The 19,413-nt window shown below is 63.9% G+C and carries 17 protein-coding genes and 1 pseudogene; 14 read left to right on the top strand and 4 right to left on the bottom strand.

Annotated features, from left to right (window positions below; translation table 11 throughout):
* The first annotated feature begins 88 nt into the window (after positions 1 to 88).
* Together C1D09_RS09570 and C1D09_RS09565 are read left to right on the top strand one after the other, a co-directional pair.
* The gene (locus tag C1D09_RS09570; RefSeq protein WP_143974031.1) at positions 89 to 856 is read left to right on the top strand and encodes an ABC transporter substrate-binding protein; all 768 of its coding nucleotides are present in this window, start codon (positions 89 to 91) and stop codon (positions 854 to 856) included.
* A gap of 170 nt (positions 857 to 1,026) precedes the next feature.
* Positions 1,027 to 2,142, top strand: a complete 1,116-nt coding sequence (locus C1D09_RS09565) for an aminomethyl transferase family protein (RefSeq protein ID WP_246135693.1) — start codon at positions 1,027 to 1,029, stop codon at positions 2,140 to 2,142.
* A gap of 35 nt (positions 2,143 to 2,177) precedes the next feature.
* On the opposite strand, the pseudogene C1D09_RS09560 reads toward C1D09_RS09565, so the two are convergent.
* Positions 2,178 to 2,364: pseudogene (locus tag C1D09_RS09560) on the bottom strand (ABC transporter permease); the annotation flags it as partial.
* A gap of 142 nt (positions 2,365 to 2,506) precedes the next feature.
* Between C1D09_RS09560 and hpaR the strand changes: the two are divergent.
* From hpaR to C1D09_RS09515, 9 genes are all read left to right on the top strand, one after another.
* Positions 2,507 to 2,902: a homoprotocatechuate degradation operon regulator HpaR gene (gene hpaR, locus C1D09_RS09555; protein ID WP_425463411.1), complete on the top strand. Its 396-nt coding sequence runs from the start codon at positions 2,507 to 2,509 to the stop codon at positions 2,900 to 2,902.
* A gap of 61 nt (positions 2,903 to 2,963) precedes the next feature.
* A complete protein-coding gene (locus tag C1D09_RS09550) occupies positions 2,964 to 3,467 on the top strand; it encodes a helix-turn-helix transcriptional regulator (protein WP_246135692.1) in 504 nt (167 codons plus the stop codon).
* Positions 3,468 to 3,565: 98 nt separating this feature from the next.
* Positions 3,566 to 4,660 (top strand): transporter substrate-binding protein, encoded by a 1,095-nt coding sequence (locus tag C1D09_RS09545; protein WP_143974028.1) that lies wholly within the window; start codon positions 3,566 to 3,568, stop codon positions 4,658 to 4,660.
* Positions 4,657 to 5,274: an ANTAR domain-containing response regulator gene (locus C1D09_RS09540; protein ID WP_143974027.1), complete on the top strand. Its 618-nt coding sequence runs from the start codon at positions 4,657 to 4,659 to the stop codon at positions 5,272 to 5,274. Before C1D09_RS09545 ends, C1D09_RS09540 begins: the two co-directional genes overlap by 4 nt.
* Positions 5,252 to 6,160 (top strand): ABC transporter permease, encoded by a 909-nt coding sequence (locus C1D09_RS09535; protein ID WP_143974026.1) that lies wholly within the window; start codon positions 5,252 to 5,254, stop codon positions 6,158 to 6,160. Before C1D09_RS09540 ends, C1D09_RS09535 begins: the two co-directional genes overlap by 23 nt.
* Positions 6,157 to 7,077 (top strand): ABC transporter permease, encoded by a 921-nt coding sequence (locus C1D09_RS09530; protein WP_143974025.1) that lies wholly within the window; start codon positions 6,157 to 6,159, stop codon positions 7,075 to 7,077. The genes C1D09_RS09535 and C1D09_RS09530 overlap by 4 nt, the downstream gene beginning before the upstream one ends.
* Before the next feature lie 34 nt (positions 7,078 to 7,111).
* Positions 7,112 to 8,755, top strand: coding sequence for an ABC transporter substrate-binding protein (locus tag C1D09_RS09525; protein WP_143974024.1), 1,644 nt, complete (start codon positions 7,112 to 7,114; stop codon positions 8,753 to 8,755).
* A complete protein-coding gene (locus tag C1D09_RS09520) occupies positions 8,745 to 9,689 on the top strand; it encodes an acetamidase/formamidase family protein (RefSeq protein ID WP_143974023.1) in 945 nt (314 codons plus the stop codon). The genes C1D09_RS09525 and C1D09_RS09520 overlap by 11 nt, the downstream gene beginning before the upstream one ends.
* Positions 9,686 to 11,497: an ABC transporter ATP-binding protein gene (locus tag C1D09_RS09515; protein WP_143974022.1), complete on the top strand. Its 1,812-nt coding sequence runs from the start codon at positions 9,686 to 9,688 to the stop codon at positions 11,495 to 11,497. The genes C1D09_RS09520 and C1D09_RS09515 overlap by 4 nt, the downstream gene beginning before the upstream one ends.
* 1 nt (position 11,498) lies before the next feature.
* Here C1D09_RS09515 and C1D09_RS09510 read toward each other — a convergent pair whose 3' ends face one another.
* The 3 genes from C1D09_RS09510 to C1D09_RS09500 all read right to left on the bottom strand — a co-directional run bounded on the left by C1D09_RS09510 (position 11,499) and on the right by C1D09_RS09500 (position 16,333).
* Positions 11,499 to 13,892 (bottom strand): glycoside hydrolase family 99-like domain-containing protein, encoded by a 2,394-nt coding sequence (locus C1D09_RS09510; RefSeq protein ID WP_143974021.1) that lies wholly within the window; start codon positions 13,890 to 13,892, stop codon positions 11,499 to 11,501.
* 256 nt (positions 13,893 to 14,148) lie between these two features.
* Positions 14,149 to 15,468, bottom strand: coding sequence for a rhamnan synthesis F family protein (locus C1D09_RS09505; protein WP_143974020.1), 1,320 nt, complete (start codon positions 15,466 to 15,468; stop codon positions 14,149 to 14,151).
* Positions 15,458 to 16,333 (bottom strand): glycosyltransferase family 2 protein, encoded by an 876-nt coding sequence (locus tag C1D09_RS09500; protein WP_246135691.1) that lies wholly within the window; start codon positions 16,331 to 16,333, stop codon positions 15,458 to 15,460. Before C1D09_RS09500 ends, C1D09_RS09505 begins: the two co-directional genes overlap by 11 nt.
* Before the next feature lie 369 nt (positions 16,334 to 16,702).
* On the opposite strand from C1D09_RS09500, the gene C1D09_RS09495 reads away from it, so the two are divergent.
* Genes C1D09_RS09495 through C1D09_RS09485 form a run of 3 tightly spaced genes read left to right on the top strand, consistent with a single transcriptional unit; the run spans position 16,703 to position 19,407 of the window.
* Entirely contained in the window at positions 16,703 to 17,911 is a 1,209-nt protein-coding gene (locus C1D09_RS09495; protein WP_143974018.1) for an ABC transporter substrate-binding protein, read from the top strand.
* A gap of 13 nt (positions 17,912 to 17,924) precedes the next feature.
* Positions 17,925 to 18,704, top strand: coding sequence for an ABC transporter ATP-binding protein (locus C1D09_RS09490; RefSeq protein WP_143974017.1), 780 nt, complete (start codon positions 17,925 to 17,927; stop codon positions 18,702 to 18,704).
* Entirely contained in the window at positions 18,697 to 19,407 is a 711-nt protein-coding gene (locus C1D09_RS09485; protein ID WP_143974016.1) for an ABC transporter ATP-binding protein, read from the top strand. The genes C1D09_RS09490 and C1D09_RS09485 overlap by 8 nt, the downstream gene beginning before the upstream one ends.
* The last annotated feature ends 6 nt before the right edge of the window (positions 19,408 to 19,413 follow it).

Here is a 19,413-nt window from a genome sequence, read left to right as displayed (position 1 = left end):
CGCCGTGATCGCCGCAGCGCATGTCGCTTCCGTCTCCGCCGCGCGCATGAAAGCCCCTAGACTTCTCCGGTCAACGGAGATCTGGAACATGCGTCTTTTCGGTCGTTTCGTGCTTGCCGCTTCCGTCGCCCTTGCCGCCGGTGCCGCCAGCGCCCAGGACAAGCTCAGGATCGGCACCGAGGGCGCCTATCCGCCCTTCAACTATGCCAATGCCGACGGCACGCTGGGCGGCTTCGACATCGACTTCGGCAAGGCGCTGTGCGCGCAGATGAAGGCCGAGTGCGAATTCACCGTTCAGGACTTCGACGGCTCTATTCCCGCGCTGCAAGCCGGCAAGTTCGATGCCATCATCAACATCACAATCACGCCGGAGCGGGCGCAGAAGGTCGAGTTCACCCACAAATATTACCAGACGCCGCCGGCCATCGCCGTGCCGAAGGACTCGACCATCGCGGGCACCTCTCCCGATGATCTGAAAGGCAAGGCGCTCGGCGTGCAGACCGCCACCATCCACCAGAAATTCGCCGAGCAGAAATATGCGGGCTCCACCGTCAAGGCCTACCCGACCGGCGACGACGCCCGTACCGACATGGCCAATGGCCGCCTCGATGCGATGATGGACGGCTCGATCATCCTGACCGAATGGCTGAAGAAGCCCGATGGCGCCTGCTGCAAGCTGCTCGGCACGCTGACGGCCGATCCGGCCATTCACGGCCCCGGCGTCGGTATCGCCCTGCAGAAGGGCAACAAGGAACTCGCCGACAAGTTCAATGCGGCGATCGACGCCCTGCGCGCCAATGGAAAGTACAAGGAAATCAACGACAAATACTTCTCGTTCGACGTCTACGGCAGCTGAGACCGTTTGGAAATTCTACTCTGGCGGCCATCTGAAGGTGTTTCCTGCGCTTCCGGTGCTCACGGACCTGAACGTCCGCTGCCCTCCGGTTCTCGAAACCACCACCCTATGTCTCGCCAGAGCGAATCTCGAAACGGTCTCTAGACCACAGATACATTATGGAGACCTTCTTGGCTGAGCGGCGTTCCCCCTTCTACAGCAGCATCGTCGGATTGGGCGCGACCATGGGTCGGGTCGGCGGCGATTTCATCTCGGCCAAATATTACTCCGGCATCGCCGACGAGCACCTGAACACGCGCGCCAATGTCGGCGTGCAGGATCTCAGCACCATGGGCAAGATGGACATCAAGGGGCCAGAGGCCGAGGCGCTGGTCAACCATGTCATCGTCAACGATGCCGCGGCGATGAAACCGGGCCACGTCCGCTATTCCACGGTCTGCCGCGAGGATGGCGGCATCATCGACGACCTCACCGTGTTCCGGCTGGGACAGGAGCATTTCATGCTGGTCACCGGCTCGGTCAATCGGCTGAAGATGCTGCCCTGGCTGCAGCACCATGCCCAGGGCCGCAAGGCCTATGTCACCGACATCACCGCCGCCGTCGCCTTCCCGACCATCCAGGGCCCGCGCTCGCGCGAATTGCTGAAGGCGATGATCGGCGATGCCGACCTCGACGGACTGAAGCGCTGGTCATTCACCGCGGGCCATGTCAACGGCACACGCGTCCTGATCTCGCGCACCGGCGTGACCGGCGAACTCGGCTTCGAACTCTTCGTGCCGGCCGACGAGGCGGCCTCGCTCTGGGCTACGCTGATGCGAGCCGGCAAGGACTTCGGCCTGAAACCTTATGGCGTGCTGGCGATGTTCACGCTCGGCCTGGAGAAGGCCTATCCGGCGCATGGCATCGACATGGACGAGACCCGCACGCCGTTCCATGTCGGCCTCGACCGCTGGATCAAGTTCGACAAGGGCGACTTCATCGGCCGCGAAGCGCTGCTCAAAATCCGCGACAGGGGCCTCGACGAGCGCTGGACCGGCCTGATCCTCGACGGCGACAGACCGGCGGCGACGGACGCCAGGGTTTTGGCTGATGGCGAGGATGCCGGCGTCGTCACCTACAGCGACCACGGCTATTCCCTCGGCAAGGTGCTGGCGACCGCGCATTTGCGCTTGCCGTTTACGAGCGTCGGCACCGAGCTCGGCATCGACATAGGCGGCAAGCCGACCCGCGCGGTGGTTGCGCCGATGCCGTTCCTTGATCCGGAAGGGGTTAGGTTGCGGGCTTAGCCGGCTCACCCCCGCCGGTTCAGCCGTGCCGCCAATCAATCCCCCTCCCACTGGATCCCGCACACCAGGATGATCAGCACGATCACCACCGCGACCATCGCCGAGGTCTCGAACCGCTGGTAGCCACACCGGATGGCGAGGTCGCCGAGACCGCCGGTGCCGCTGGCCGGCCACGGCCGAGGCGCCGACAAGCGTCACCGAGGTCACCGCGAAGCCCTCAAGTCAAGCCTTGCACCCGGCCCGATGCGACGATACGGGATGACGGGCCTTGACGGCCAGGCTGTGCTCGGCAAAGCCTTGTCGCCGATTGCAAGCTCGGAGAGAATTTCACGTGCTGCCCGAGAACATCCGCCGCTCCCTGCCAATGGCGCTTCTTCATGCCCGCGAAGTGGTGATGGCCCGGTTTCGCCCGATGCTCGCCGCGCATGACGTGACCGAACAGCAGTGGCGCGTGTTGCGGGTGCTGAGCGAGGCCGGCCCGGTCGACGCGACCGAGCTTGCCGATCGCGCCTCTGTGTTGCCGCCCAGCCTGACGCGCATCATCAAGGCGCTCGAGGGCCGGAGATATATCACCCGCAACAAGGCGGAAGGCGACGGTCGCCGTGTCGTCCTGGCCATCGCCCCGGCCGGCTCTGCCCTGATCGTCGCCCTGTCCCCCGAACGCCGCGTCATCTATGACGACATCGAGCGCCGCTTCGGACATGAACGGCTGGAGCAGTTGCTCGACCTGCTGGACGCGCTGATCGACGGCGAGAGCTGAGCTCATCCGCCAAAGCTGCAGAGCCGTGTCGGCTGTGCGTGGTTGCGATCGACATAGGGCAGTGCCGAGCCGCCGCCCAGGCGCAGGCCGGCAACGACACCATCCGCCGTCGCTGGTTGCCGTCGCGCTCTCCCGCATCGCGCGTCTCGCGCCGGCGACTGCCGCCGCCGCCCGATCGTCCGATGCATTGCTGGCCATGGGCCTGCGCCGGCCTGTCGATGCGCATTTCCGCGACAACTCGCCGGTCGACCGTTACGTCGAGACGCTGGCCACGACACCGCGTCATCTCGACAGGGCCGCCCATGCGGTGCTGGGCAGCGGCGTCAAGCGCGTCGTCGGCGAGCGATGGCTTCCGCAAGCCAAGCGGCTCCTGCTGTTCACCGTGCGCACGGTCGAGGACATCGCTTGCCAGATCGGCTTCGACCAGCCGGCCTCTTTCTCGAGGTTCTTCCGAGAATGGACAGGCGAAGCGCCTGCCGCCTGGCGTCGGAAGCAGTTGCCGCAGGGCGGAGGCGAGCCCCGCGCACTTTCCCGCTTGACTGACCGGCCGGACCGAATACCCTAAGGCCAAATACCGGCTCTGATCGCCGGGCGGCAAGAATGCCTCGTATGCCTCGCCCTTGCGGCGCTGGCTGCGGGGCTTTTTCATTTCTGGGGTCCTGTTTGAAACGGCGCATCGAGATCGGCATCCTCTATTCCCGTTCGGGGAGCTATCAGCTCGTCTCCGATGCTTGCCGCATGGGTGCCATGCGGGCGATCGCCGACATCAATGCCGACCGCGGCTCAGGCATCGAGCTGGTGCCGGTCGAGCGCGATCCGCAAAGCAATGCCGACCGCTACGCGACGCTTTGCGAAGACATCTTCAAGACCAGCAGCGCGCGTCATGTCGTCGGCTGCGTGACCTCCTGGAGCCGCAAAGAGACCATTCCGGTGCTGGAGAAGGCCGGCGGCATGCTCTGGTATGCATGCCCCTATGAAGGCTTTGAGGCCAACGAGCATGTCGTCTATATGCACGCTTGTCCCAACCAGCATCTGGTGCCGCTGATGGCCCATGTCGTGCCGCGCTTCGGCGCCAACGGCTTCCTGCTCGGCTCGAACTATATCTGGGGCTGGGAGATGAACCGCGTGGCGCGCGACCTGATCGCCGACGCCGGCGGCAAGGTGCTGGGCGAACGCTATCTGCGCATCGGCGAGACCGACGTGTCGCGCCTGATCGGGGAAATCCGGGCGACGCGGCCGAGCTTCATCCTCAACAATCTGATAGGCACCTCGTCCTACGCCTTCCTCGCCGACTATCGCCGGCTGGGCGACGAGGATGCGGCCTTCCGTCCGGAAAATTGCCCCGTCATCTCCTGCAACCTCACCGAGGGCGAACTGCCGGCGATCGGCGAGACAGGGAGAGGGCATCTGTCCGTCGGCCCGTATTTCGCGCCGCGGCCGGCGGCCTTCGCCTCGTCCTTCGAGGCCTCGGCCTATGCCTCGGTGCAGGTCATGGCCGACGTGCTCTCGCGCAACCCTGAAGCCGGACCCGGGGAATTCTCCAAGGCCTTCGCCGAACGGCGCTTCTCCACCCGGCTCGGACCGATCGTCATCGACGCCAACACCCAGCACGCGACGCTGCCTGTCATCATCGGCCGGATCGCCGATGGGTTCTTCGAGGTCGTCAGTCGTGAGGATGAGGTCGCGCCGGATCCCTATCTGTCGCGCTACGATCCTGCCAGGACGTTCGGGCGTCCGCGCCTGCGGGTGGTGTCGTGACCAGAACGCCGCGCATTCCCAATCTCGGCGGTGCCAGGGCCTTCATCCTGCATCGCCCGCATCCCACGGTGCAGGCCATCACCAGGCAATTGTCGGCCATCGGCCTGATCGCGCTGGATTGCTGGCCGGAACTGCCGCCGGGGGCGCTGGCGGCCGATTTCGTCTTCTTCGACGCAGATCTCGGTTTCGACGAGCAATTCCCCTGGAAAGCCGGTGAAGCGCCGATGCCGCTGGTGGCGCTGATCGGTTCGGAGGCGCCCGGCCGCATCGAATGGGCGCTGTCGCACAAGGCCGACGCGCAACTGCTTAAGCCGGTCGGCACTGCCGGCGTCTACAGCGCGCTATTGATCGCAAGGCAGAGTTTCGAGGCGCGCAAACACCTGGCCGGCGAAATCGCATCGCTGCGCCAGCGCGTCGCCGAGCGGCAGACCATCGTGCGCGCGGTGGCGGCGTTGTCGAAAGGCTCGGACGACGAGCGCGCCTATGCGCAGCTGCGCTCGCTGGCGATGAGCTGGCAGATCAGCGTCGAGGATGCCGCGCGCCGGATCGTGGCGATGACCGACGAGGAAGCAACGAGCGGGGAAGGCGGCGATGACCAGTCCCATCGCGCCTGACCTCACGGCGCCCGCGCGCATGCCGGCCAAGCCGCGCGCCGGCGTCTGGCGCCGGCTGGTCAAACGCCGCCTGGCGTTGCTCGGCCTTGTCATCGTCGCCATTGTCGTCGCCGCCGCCGTACTGGCGCCGTGGCTGACCGGCTATGATCCCAACGAGCAGATGTTCGACGGCCTGACCATAGAGGGCTCGCCACTGCCGCCGGATGCCAAGTTCTGGCTCGGCACCGACCTGCTCGGCCGAGATCTTCTGACCCGCATCCTCTATGGCGCCCGCACCTCGCTGATCATCGGCATCGTCGCCAATGGGGTGGCGCTGTTCATCGGCACACTCGTCGGCGTCACCGCCGGCTATTTCCGCGGCTGGATCGGCAGCGCGCTGATGCGTTTCACCGATCTGATGATGGCGTTTCCGGCGCTGCTGCTCGCCATCTGCCTGGCGGCGGTTTTCCAGCCGAGCCTGTGGATCGTCGCCATGGTCATCGCGCTGGTCAACTGGGTGCAGACCGCGCGCGTCATCTACACCGAAACCTCCTCGCTTGCCGAGCGCGAATTCATCGACGCCGAGCGCACCATCGGCGCCGGCGCGCCACGCATCCTGTTCCGCCACATCCTGCCGCATCTCCTGCCGACCATCATCGTCTGGGGCACGCTCGGTATTTCGACGACGGTGCTGCTCGAGGCGACGCTCTCCTTTCTCGGCATCGGCGTGCAGCCGCCGACGGCATCCTGGGGCAACATCATCTTCGAGAACCAGACCTATTTCCAGGCCGCCCCCTGGCTGGTGTTCTTCCCGGGAGCGGCGATCCTGGCGCTTGCGCTGGCCTTCAACCTGATCGGCGACGCGCTCCGCGACATCCTCGATCCGACGCAAAGAGGCCGGGCATGATCGCCTATCTCGGTCGCCGCGTCATCCAGTCGCTGCTCATCCTGCTCGGTGTCTCGCTGATCACCTTCGCGCTGCTCTATCTCTTGCCGGCCGATCCGGTGCGCCAGATCGCCGGCCGCAGCGCCACGCCGCAGACCGTCGAGAACATCCGCCAGCAACTCGGTCTCGACCAGCCCTTTGTCGTCCAGTACTGGCACTATCTGACCAGGCTCGTCAGCGGCGATCTCGGCCGCTCCTACATCCAGCGCTCCGAAGTCACCGAGCTCATCGTGTCGCGGCTGCCGGCCAGCCTGCTCTTGATGGTCGGCGCCATCCTGTGCGAATTGCTCATCGGGCTGAGCATGGGCCTCATCGCCGCCGTCAAGCGCGGCACGGCGACCGACCAGACCTTGATGGTCGCCTCCTTCGTCGGCGTCTCGGCGCCGCAATTCGTCGTCGGCCTTCTGCTGCTCTACGTCTTTGCCGTCAGGCTCAGCTGGTTTCCGATAGGCGGCTACGGCACCTGGCGCCATCTGGTGCTGCCGTCGCTGACCATGGGCATCCTCGGCGCAGGCTGGTACGCGCGCATGATGCGCTCGTCGATGATCGACGTGTTGCGCCAGGATTATGTGCGCACCGCGCGCGCGAAAGGCCTGGCGCGCGGCGCCATCGTTTTCCGCCATGCGCTGCCCAACGCCATCCTGCCGGTCATCGCCATGATCGGCATCGATATCGGCATCTTCATGGGCGGCATCGTCGTCGTCGAAAGCGTGTTCGGTTGGCCCGGTATCGGTCAACTCGCCTGGCAGGCAATCCAGCGCGTCGACATCCCCATCATCATGGGCGTCACGCTGGTCTCGGCCTTCGCCATCGTGCTCGGCAACCTCTTGGCCGACATCATCGCCCCCTTCATCGACCCCCGCATCAAACTCAGATGAAACCAAGAAAACGATCAGAGAAAGGGAACACCAAATGAGAAGATTTCTGGCCACCACCGTGGCGGCATCGGCGTTGGCGCTGATGCTCGGCATGGCAAGCGCCCGCGCCGAGGATACCATCGATCCCAACGCCAAGCAGGGCGGCGCCATCACCATCACCTACAAGGACGATGTCGCCACCCTTGACCCGGCGATCGGCTACGACTGGCAGAACTGGTCGATGATCAAGAGCCTGTTCGACGGTCTGATGGACTACGAACCGGGCACCACCAACCTCAAGCCCGACCTTGCCGAAAGCTACGAGATTTCGCCGGACGGCAAGACCTTCACCTTCAAGCTGCGGCACGGCGTGAAATTCCACAATGGCCGCGAAATGACCGCCGACGATGTGAAATATTCGCTCGACCGCGTCACCAACCCGAAGACGCAGAGCCCGGGCGCCGGCTTCTTCGGCTCGATCAAAGGCTATGACGATGTCGCCGCCGGCAAGGCCGAAAGCCTGTCTGGCGTCACCGTCGTCGATCCCTATACGGTCAAGTTCGAGCTGACCCGCCCCGACGCCACCTTCCTGCATGTGATGGCCATCAACTTCTCGCATGTCGTGCCGAAGGAGGAGGTCGAGAAATACGGCGCGGATTTCGGCAAGCATCCGGTCGGCACCGGTGCCTTCAAGCTCGCGGAGTGGACGCTCGGCCAGCGCATCGTCTTCGAGCGCAATGCGGACTACTGGCACAAGGGCCTGCCGCATCTCGACAAGATCACCTTCGAGATCGGCCAGGAGCCGATCGTGGCGCTGCTGCGCTTGCAGAAGGGCGAGATCGACGTGCCCGGCGACGGCATTCCGCCGGCAAAATTCCAGGAGGTGATGGCCGATCCCGAACAGAAGGCGCGCGTCGTCGAAGGCGGCCAGCTGCACACCGGCTATGTCACCATGAACACCACCATGGCGCCGTTCGACAATGTGAAGGTGCGCCAGGCCGTCAACATGGCGATCAACAAGGCGCGCGTCATCCAGATCATCAACGGCCGCGCCGTGCCGGCCAACCAGCCGCTGCCGCCGTCGATGCCAGGTTACGACAAGGAGTACAAGGGTTACCCCTATGACGTCGCCAAGGCCAAGGCGCTGCTGGCCGAGGCCGGCCATCCCGATGGCTTCGACACGCAATTGTTCGCCATGAACACCGACCCGAACCCGCGCATCGCCCAGGCGATCCAGCAGGATCTGGCGGCGATCGGCATCAAGGCCAGCATCCAGTCGCTGGCGCAGGCCAACGTCATCGCCGCCGGCGGCGACAAGGCCGGCGCGCCGATGATCTGGTCGGGTGGCATGGCCTGGATTGCCGATTTCCCCGATCCGTCCAACTTCTACGGCCCGATCCTCGGCTGCGCCGGTGCGGTACCGGGCGGCTGGAACTGGTCGTGGTATTGCAACAAGGATCTCGACGCCAAGGCGGCCGAGGCCGACTCCGTGGTTGACCCGGCCAAGGCCGTCGAGCGCGACAAGATGTGGAGCGCCATCTACGACAAGATCATGGAGGACGCGCCCTGGGCGCCGGTGTTCAACGAGCAGCGCTTTACCATGAAATCGGCCCGCATGGGCGGTGCCGACAACCTCTATGTCGACCCGGTCCATATCCCGATCAACTATGACAATGTGTACGTAAAAGATGTGCAATAGTTGCGACTACACCATCCATGGGCGCCATCACCATTTCGGCTGGGACAATTCCTTTGTCCCGGCCGAGCGGGTGGCGCCCGGATCGACCATCGAGTTCCAGTGCCTGGATTCCTCCGGCGGCCAGCTGAAGGCCGACAGCACGGTCGCCGACATCGCCAAGCTGGACTTCGCCGGGATCAACCCGGTGACCGGACCGATCTTCGTCGATGGCGCCGAACCGGGCGACGCGCTGAAGGTGACGATCGAGTTGTTCAAACCGTCCGGCTTCGGCTGGACGGGGAATATTCCAGGATTTGGCCTGCTCGCCGACGACTTCAAGGAGCCGGCGCTGAACATCTGGAAATACGACGCGGCCTCTCTCGAGCCGGCGCTGTTCGGCAAAAATGCGCGTGTGCCGCTGAAACCTTTTGCCGGCACCATCGGCAACGCGCCGGCCGAGATGGGCCTTCACTCGGTGGTGCCGCCGCGGCGCGTCGGCGGCAATCTCGACATCCGCGATCTCGCCGCCGGCACCACGCTGTACCTGCCGGTGGAGGTGGCCGGTGCGCTGTTCTCGGTCGGCGATACGCACGCCGCGCAAGGCGACGGCGAGGTCTGCGGCACGGCGATCGAAAGCCCGATGGATGTCGTGCTGAAGCTCGACCTGGTCAAGGATGCCAGGCTGAAGACGCCGCGCTTCACCACCCCTGGCCCGGTGACGCGTCACCTCGATGCCAAGGGCTATGAAGTGACGACGGGTATCGGCCCCGACCTGATGGCGGGCGCCAGGGAAGCGGTTGCCCAGATGGTCGACCTGGTTGCCGGGCGCTACAAGATCGACCCGGTCGAGGCCTATATGCTCGCCTCGGTGTGCGGCGATCTCAGGATCAGCGAGATCGTCGACATGCCGAACTGGGTGGTGTCGTTCTACTTCCCGCGCTGCGTGTTTGAATGAACGCAGGCGCTGGCAAAAACCGGATCGGGGCAATCACCCCGGCAACGGCCGGATCGGTGCTCGACATCGCCAACCTCTCCGTCAGCGTGCGCGGCGAGGACGGCGAGCGCGAGGTCGTGTCCAACCTGTCGCTGACGCTGGCGCGCGGCGAGACGCTTTGCATCGCCGGAGAATCCGGCTCCGGAAAGTCGATGACGGCGCTGGCAATCATGCAGCTCCTGCCGCAGCCTGCCGCCCGCATTTCATCTGGAAAGATCCGGCTTGGCGATACCGATCTGACGGTTCTCGACGAGCGCCGGATGCGCCGCGTTCGCGGCGACCGCATCGCCATGATCTTCCAGGAGCCGATGACCTCGCTCAATCCAGTGCTGTCGATCGGTCAGCAGCTCACCGAATCCATCGAGGCGCATACCAGCCTCTCGCCAGCCGAGGCCCGCCAGCGCGCCATCGAGGCGCTGAAGGCGGTGCGCATTTCGGAAGCCGAAAGCCGGCTAAGGCAGTTTCCGCATGAACTCTCCGGCGGCATGCGCCAGCGGGTGATGATCGCCATGGCCCTGGCGCTCGAGCCCAACGTGCTGATCGCCGACGAGCCGACGACCGCACTCGACGTCACCGTGCAGGGGGAGGTGCTGGAACTGCTGCGCGACCTGCAGCGCCAGCACGGCACCAGCATCATCCTCATCACCCACGACATGGGCGTGGTCGCCGAAATGGCCGATCGCGTCATCATCATGCGGCATGGCCGCATGGTCGAGGAGGGCAAGACATCGGACATCTTCGCCCGGCCGCGCGCGGATTATACGCGCGAACTGCTGGCCGCGGTGCCGCGCATCGGCAGCGGCGTGGGCCGGCAGAAATCGAGGCATATGGAGACGGCAACGCCAGCCAGCGTCGCCTCGGTCGAAGACCTGCATGTCCGCTTCGACCTGCGCGGCGGCGTCTTCGGCCGGGTCACCCGCCGGGTTCATGCGGTCGAGGGGGTCAGCTTCTCGATCGCGCCCAACGAGACGCTGGCGCTGGTCGGTGAATCCGGCTGCGGCAAGTCGACCACCGCCAAGGCGCTGGCCGGGCTGGTACCTTACAGCGGCGACATCATCGTTGGCGGACGCAACCTGTCGGGCCTCGGCCGTGACGAACGCAAGGCGGTGCGCCGCGACGTGCAGATGATTTTCCAGGACCCCTTCGCCTCGCTCGACCCGCGCATGCGCGTCGGCGACCTCGTCGCCGAGCCGCTGGTGATCCACGGCATCGCCTCCAGGGACGAGCGCAGCCAGCGCGTCGCGGCACTGTTCGAACGCGTCGGCCTGTCGGCCGATCAGATGGATCTCTATCCGCACGAATTCTCCGGCGGCCAGCGCCAGCGCGTCTGCATTGCCCGCGCTCTCGCCTTGCGCCCGAAGCTTATCATCGCCGACGAAAGCGTTTCGGCACTCGATGTCTCAGTGCAGGCGCGCGTGCTCGATTTGTTGAAGGAATTGCAGCGCGAATTCGGCGTCGCCTATCTCTTCATCTCGCATGACATGGCGGTGGTCGAGAACATCTCCGATCGCGTCGCCGTCATGTATCTCGGCCAGATCGTCGAAATGGGCACGCGCGATCAGGTCTTTTCCAACCCGCGCCATCCCTACACCAGGCGGCTGATCGAAGCCGTGCCTGTGCCCGATCCGGCGCGGCGCAGAAGCCGCTTTGCCCGCCTCGACCAGGAAATCCCGAGCGCCACCCGCAGGATCGGCGAGGCGCCGCTGAAACTGGCGTTGCAGGATGTCGGCAACGGCCACCTCGTCGCCGCGGACAGCTCGCCGGTGTAATTTAGTTCGGCACGATGATCGGGTCCGCGGGCGGCTGGCCTGCAACCTTGCGCATGGTCGACAGCAGGTGCGGAAAGACCCGGTCGGTGGAAAAATGCCGCCGTGCCTTGGCGCCCGCCTGCCGGCCGAGCTGCATCCGCAGCGACTGGTTCCGGATCAGTTTCAGTGTGGCATCGGCCATGGCAGCCGGATCGGCCCGTTCGACGATGATGCCGGCATCGTCCTCGACGAAATCCGGCGCCCCGCCGCTGCCTGCGAAGCAGATCACCGGCAACTCGGCGAAGGCCGCCTCCAGCATGACGCGGCCGAACGGCTCTTCGCGGGATGTCAGAAGAAACAGATCGGCAGCCCGGAGATAGCCGCGCACATCGTCGACATCGCCCAGAAATGTAACCTTTTCGTCCAACCCGTCCGCCCGCATCCTGTCGAGGTGCTGCGACCAGGTGCCGAGAACCTCATCGCGTTCCCGCTCCGGAAACGAGCCGAGCCAGTAGAAATGATAGTCCTCGACCCCACGGGCCCGAAGGATTCGGGCCACCTCGATAAACAGGTCGGCGCCCTTGCGGAATGGCATTGCGAGGCCCGATCCCAGGACGATCGTCTTGTCCACGGGCCAGCCGGCCAGCCGGCGACGTTCAAGACGCTGGATTTCCGTCTGACCGGCATCGGCGCCGGGCTGCGGAACCGCGCTTGGAATGACGTCGATGGCGTTCGTTTCGACCTTGTGCTCGGCCACCAGGTAGTCCCGGACGCTTGGCGAACACGCAACGAATCTTCGCGTGTGGGAAACGACATCCTCCATGTCGTCCCTGGCGTATCGGGCGACGCTGGTTGCCAATTCCCTGGCATGCGTCAGAATAGGAATGTCCAGTTCACCAAGCAGCGCATGCACGCGGCCGGTGGCCAGGCTGTTGCAATAGATGAGGTCCGGCCTGCCACCGTACCAATCGGCGATGCGGGCCAGCTTCGTCGCGGTCGTCTCGGTTGGCGAAACCAGATCGTCCAGAAGGACGGTATCGACGATGCGTCGAAACTGTTCGAGCCGTTCACCGCCTGCCAGGCACAGGACCTTGATCTCCAGCTCCGTGTGCGACTGCAGCCATTGGACGATGTCGATCAACGAAGCCTGCGCCCCGCCGAGGGCCGCATCGTGCGAAACGAACAGGACGCGCCAGGACGCTTCCCGGGGAAATCTGCCGGCTGCGGACGGAGCCGACAGGACGTTCCGCGTCGCTTGCAGATAGGCATAGCCATAGCGGGCGTCAGGCTCGAGATAGGCTCCCTCCGCCCACTCGTTCCAGGCATTGACGAAGATCAGGCGGCTGTCGAAATCGGCGAAACGATCGGATGTATCGGCGACCGCGTTGCCGAGCCATTCTGCGTAGCGCGACGGCGATGCGTTCATCAGAATGTGGGCTGCCTCCATCCTGCGTGCGGTGTTGTCCCAGGAAGGGCAAAGTCCGCGAAACAGCGTGTAGGGAACCTGTGGGTAGGCGCGGCTGCGATTAAGGAGCTCCGTCCAGTCGAAGATCTTTCCCCTGAAGCCGCTCTTGAGGGTTGGAATTCTGCCGCTGATCTCGCGAAATTTCCCAAGATTCGGTGGGAATTCGACAGCGGCGTCGAACCCGAATGCGGCGGGATCGTCCTTGTCGAACGACTGCGGATAGGCAAGAAAAATCTCGCCGATGCCGGCTTCCCGGCAATAGGCTCTCCAGCGTTGTGCTGTTTCAGCGGCCGAGGGAAACAATCCGGGTCGGTAAATCATCAGCAGAGGCTTGCCGCCGATGCGGATGTATCGCCGGTCGCGAAAATAGCGGGATACATGTTCGATGAAGGCCAGGTCGTCTTCGGGCGAATGCGATTGCGCGATCAGCACCTCCTGTTCGCGCCCATCCCAACGGCGGCTCCAGGGTTCATTTGCCCAATTGATGCAGAAGCCCAGTTCGTGCGCGTCATTCTCGACAAATTGCGTGATCGGCATCTCGAGGACGCGCTTGCCGTTGAACCAGTAGAAGTGAAAACAGAACCCCGAGACACCGTACTGAAGGGCAATCTCGATCTGTTCCTTCTGGATGTCCTTCACCCTCAGGTCGTAGAAGCCGAGGTCCGCCGGCCGCCTCGGCTGATAATGATCATCGAACTGCGGCGTCGCGCGTGTCACATTCGTCCATTCCGTGAAACCCTTTCCCCAAAAGGCGTCGTTTTCAGGAATCGGATGAAACTGCGGTAGGTAGAAGGCAATGAGGCGCGCCTTCAATGCGGCGGGCCGCCTCTCGCTGGATCGCGGCACGTACGTGTCGGGTCTCTGGATGGCGCCGGCATCTGTGCCCGAGGCACGTCGGGGGCTGCGCCCTTCGATCTTGCCGTAACGAATGTAGTGATCCAGCGGATTCATCGACGCGGCGGCCACGTCGGGATTCTTCGCCAGATAGTATTCGTTGTCGAAGTCCGGACTGGGGTTTCGGGACTCCGAGACACCGTACCGGATGTAATGCAGGATTGGATCTTTCCCACTCCGGGCTATGTCCGGATTTTGAACGAGATACCACGACACATCGAACAGCCCGCTGGCTCGAATTCGTTGCCAGAGGCGAAACCTCTTCCATCTGCTTCTGCTGGTGAGCGATCTTACAAAGATCAAGAATTCAGATCTATCCAATCGGGTCTGCCTCGCGGGAATCCGTCGTCATGTCGCCATCCGAGGCAATGCCGATCTTGGTGCAGATCATTCCAAGAACACGCTCGAGGGCATGCTGCAATGTGCCGTCTTGTTGGCCTGCCTCCTCGGGAAAGGCTGCCAAGGGCAGATCGAGCCGTAGGAGTGGTTCCAGCGCGCCGCGGCGGACCCAGAACATCGTCCCGGCAAAGAAGTCGAGGCGGGAACTGGAGGGCATTCCCATTGTCTCCAGCAGATTGAGGGCCATCGCCCTGTTCTCGCCCCACGCGGCCTTCTCCCCCTTCCATTCATTGGGCAGCCGAAAGCGTCTGGATCCGATCATCTGGGTGTCGGGAGAACGCTCGAAGTTGGCGATGATGCGGTCGACCACGCCGCGCGATCCGATCAGGTCGAACGCGCTCACCTGGCGCCAGATCTCGCCCAGAACCATGCGCGGCCCGCTCTGGCCCGACTTCTTGCCATGCAGCTTGCAGATAAGATCGAAGGGATCGAACTTTCCTTCGCGAAGCAATTGGATGAAGGGGCCGACGTCGCGGCCACGATTTTCGTAAACCGTGATCTCGGCACCCGGAAATCTTGCCTTAACGCGTTGCGCGAGTGCCGCGTCAGGCCGGGTCAGCGTGAGGAAGAGCTGGAATTGACGATCGGTCGCCTCCAGCAACGCCTCGAACTCGGACCAGAGGTCGGGGTAATGCAGGTGAAGCGCCACGGCAATCTTCGGCTCGACGGTGGGCCGGCATTCGGGAGCCTCGGCTGGCGGGCCATCGAAGTGCCGCGACAGGGTCTTCTGCAGATTGTCGCTTGCCGTGCCGAAGCCCCAACCGGCGAGACTGCCGAGGGCGCGGGCCAACTCACGCCCTTGCGGTCCCGAGATGTGCAAAAGAGGCTGCAAGACGAGGCCTTCGCCGAGCGGCAGCTGAAATCGCTTGTGGCGACGGCGCCGACGCAGCAGCGCGCCGATATCCCCGATGGCCAAGGGCCGAACGCTCGCGGCAACGACGTCGCCTCTGTCAAATTGCAGCACCAGGCCGCCTTCGCTGCTTTTGAGCAGATAGGACGTGCGCGTGGTGACCGGCACATAGACGATCCTGTCCGCATGTCCGGCGCGGCGCACATCGAGCCGCACAAACGGCATCGACCTCTCTGTCGGCCAAAGCTCGATGATATAGCGTCCCGGCGCGTCGATGTGGATTTCGCCCGCGGCACTGCTTGGATCGACGCCGTCGCCTTGTCGGGGTTCGCGGGACAGGACACCAGGCAAGGCAGCCCTGGTGTCGGCAGCGTCAGGCGACATAGCCGCCGTTCCGATTCGCGCGCGATCGGTCAAGGATGCTGTCGAATATGCCAATCAGTCGGCCCAGGGAATTGATCAATCTGTTTCGATTAAGCGTCAGGCAATAGAAGCCGATTTTCGTCGAGTAACGGAGTATGTCCACGAATGGGCTATAGGCGATGCCGTATTTCTTGCGCAAGTGGATCTCCGATCGCATCTTCGAGCGATACCGGAAAATCCGCGACCGGGTTGATTGTGCAACCGACGTGCCAATGTCGTGGACAGCATGCGCGCCACTGACAAGGATCATGGGCTCGTCACGCTGCAGCAGACGATATGAAAGGTCGTCATCTTCGAAATACAGGAAAATATCCTCGTCAAACCCGCCCGTATCGAGGAAGAGCGTTCTTTTGATCATGAACACGCCGCCATTGACGAAGCGGACGCAACAATCTCCCCAGACCTGCCGGATGCGTGTGGGCAGCGACACGCCGCAAAGGCGATCGATCTCGCTCTCCTCGCGAAACCACAGCCGGCCATCCACCGTATTGGTGCGCGGCACGAAGACACCGCAATTTGGATAGCGTTCAGCCGCCTGCATGAGCGCATCGACGGCGTCGGTCCCAAGACGTACGTCGGGGTTGACGAACAGCAGATACTCACCTTTCGCCGCCGCTGCCCCGATGTTGCAGGCGCGTCCGAAGCCGAGGTTTACAGGATTGTCGATACGATGAACGGCAAGGCCGGACAGCGCGGCGGAAAGATCGTCGGTACTTGCATTGTCGACGCAGACGATTTCTACCCCTGGAGGCAGACGGGCGAGCGCCCCCCGCACGGTATGCGCGCTGTTATGCGTCACTGTAATGGCGGTTATCGACCAGTTCATTGCCAAAGCCATCCTGATACCTCAGTTGGCTTCCCCCGTGGAAAGGCTAGTAATCCGTGCAATCTAAGCGCTGTGACTCGGGTGGTCGAGTCAATACTCCCGACTAAGTTCGTGGGCATGGACGCGCGGTCTCGCCAAGCCGCCGGTCACGGTTCACATGGTCTTGCTGCCTCTGGGGTTTCCGGCTGGCGTGATGGCCAGTCGCCCTGGCTGCCCTCGGGGCGGTAAACTCCCGGCGAGGAAGGCTGCTTCGAACCAGAAATCCGCAACGGCCCCTTGCCGTTCATCCCTACCTTGCTCATGTTCAATACCGCTTGCTGGTGATCGTCCGGGGGGAACGATCGGATTCATTATGGGAGGAAGTCGATAATGAAGGTATGCTGTTTCGTTTCCGCCGCGCTTCTTGCCGCGGCCGCTATCCCCGCCTCTGCCGCCGAAATTTCCGATGGAAAAGTCAAGATCGGCATCCTCAATGATCAATCCGGCGTCTATGCCGATTTCGGCGGCAAATGGTCGGTCGAGGCGGCCAAGATGGCGGTCGAGGATTTCGGCGGCAAGGTACAGGGCGCGCCGATCGAGATCATCAGCGCCGACCACCAGAACAAGCCTGACATCGCCTCCAACGTCGCGCGGCAATGGTACGACACCGAACAGGTCGATGCCATCATGGAACTGACGACTTCATCGGTCGCGCTCGCCGTCCAGGGGATTTCCAAGGAAAAGAAGAAGATCGACATCGTTACCGGCGCGGCAACGACCGATCTCACAGGAAAGCAATGCTCGCCCTACGGCTTCCACTGGGCCTATGACACCCATTCGCAGGCGGTGGGAACCGGCGGCTCCCTCGTGCAGCAGGGCGGCGACAGCTGGTTCTTCGTCACCGTCGACTATGCGTTCGGCTATTCGCTCAAGGAGCAGACCGCCAAATTCGTCGAGAGCCACGGCGGCAAGGTGCTGGGCGAAGTGCGCTATCCCCTGGGGTCGACCGATTATTCATCCTTCCTCCTGCAGGCGCAGGCGTCGGGCGCCAAGGTCATCGGGCTGGCCAATGCCGGCCTCGACACGTCCAACTCCATCAAGCAGGCGGCCGAATTCGGCATAGTCCAGGGCGGCCAGCGCCTTGCGGCTCTTCTGTTCACGCTGGCCGAGGTGCATGGGCTGGGCCTTCAGGCCGCGCAAGGCGTCGTGCTGACCGAGGGCTATTATTGGGATCGCGACGACAAGAGCCGCGAATTCGGACAGCGCTTTTTCAAGCGCACCAACCGCATGCCGAACATGATCCAGGCCGCGACCTATTCGGCGGTGACGCAGTATCTGAAGGCGATCGACAAGGCCGGCACCGACGAGACCGAGGCCGTCGCCAAGCAATTGCATTCGATGCCGGTTGACGACGCCGTGACGACCAACGGCAAGGTGCAGGCGGACGGTAACATGGTCCACGACATGTATCTCTACCAGGTGAAGGCGCCCAGCGAGAGCACCAAGGACTGGGATTATTACAAATATCTGGCAACCATCCCCGGCAAAGAGGCCTTCCTGAGCGAGAAGGAAAGCGGCTGTCCAACCGCGGCCCAGTGATCGGCGCGGGCCCGTGGCGCCGTCTGATCTCAACGCCAACGAACCGCCGGTGGTGCTCTCCGCCCGCGGGCTGCGGCGCGATTTTGCCGGCTTCGTCGCCGTCAGGAATGTCGATCTCGATGTCCGCCATCGCAACATCCATGCGCTGATCGGGCCTAACGGCGCCGGCAAGACGACCGTTTTCAACCTGCTCACCAAGTTCCTGGCGCCGACCAGCGGCAGGATCGAACTGCTCGGCCACGACATCACCCGCACGCCACCGGCAAAGGTGGCGCGCATGGGGCTGGTGCGCTCGTTCCAGATATCGGCGATCTTTCCGCATCTGAGCGTGCTCGACAATGTACGCGTCGCATTGCAGCGGCCGGGCGGGCTCGGCGTCCAGTTCTGGCGTTCCCTGGCAGCGCTCGATCGGTTGACGCCGCGAGCCGTCGAACTGTTGCGCTCCGTCGGTCTCGACGACGCCAGGAACAGGCTGGCGGGCGATCTTTCCTATGGAAGGAAGCGCGCGCTGGAGATCGCCACGACCCTGGCTCTCGACCCGAAGGTGCTGCTGTTGGACGAGCCGATGGCCGGCATGGGGCATGAGGACGTGGCCATGGTTTCCGACCTCATCCGTTCGGTGGCGAGCGAACGCGCGGTGCTGATGGTCGAGCACAATCTGACGGTTGTCGCCGATCTCTGCGACTGGATAACCGTCATGCAGCGCGGCGAGGTGCTCGCGGCCGGCGACTACGCGACGGTCAGCCGCGACGAGCGGGTGAAGGTCGCTTACATGGGCACCGCCGATGACTAGCACCGCCCCGCTGCTTGCGGTCCGAGGCCTCAACGCCTGGTATGGCGAGGGCCATGCGCTGCACGGCGTCGATCTGGAGGTGTTTGCCGGCGAGACGGTCACGCTGCTCGGCCGCAACGGCGTCGGCAAGACGACGACGCTGCGCGCCATCATGGGGCTGATCCGCACGCGGACCGGCGAGGTCGTTTTCGACGGCGCGGATCTAATGCGCCTGCCGCTGCACCGCACCGCGCATCAAGGCATCGGCTTCGTGCCGGAAGAGCGCGGCATCTTCGCGACGCTGACGGTCGATGAGAATCTGGTGCTGCCGCCGGTCGTCGCCGAGGGCGGCATGAGCGTCGCCGAGATATTCGACCTCTTCCCCAATCTGAAGGAGCGCCGCAACAGTCCCGGCACCAGGCTGTCGGGCGGCGAACAGCAGATGCTGGCGATCGCCCGCATGCTGCGAACCGGCGTCAAGATGCTGCTTCTAGACGAGCCGACCGAGGGCCTGGCTCCCGTCATCGTGCAGCGCATCGGCGAGTTGCTGGTGACGTTGAAGAAGCGCGGCATGACCATCCTGCTGGTCGAGCAGAATTTCCGCTTCGCCAGCCGTGTCGCCGATCGCTTCTACCTGATGGAGCACGGCAAGGTCGTCGCCGGGTTCCCGGTTGGCGAACTGACGAACCGCATGGGGCAGCTCCACGAGGTTCTGGGTGTATGAGGACGC

Source organism: Mesorhizobium intechi, from assembly GCF_002879535.1.
Taxonomy (GTDB): Bacteria; Pseudomonadota; Alphaproteobacteria; order Rhizobiales; family Rhizobiaceae; genus Mesorhizobium; species Mesorhizobium intechi.
Note: the sequence above shows the minus strand (reverse complement) of the source record. Positions and strands in the feature narration are given on the sequence as shown.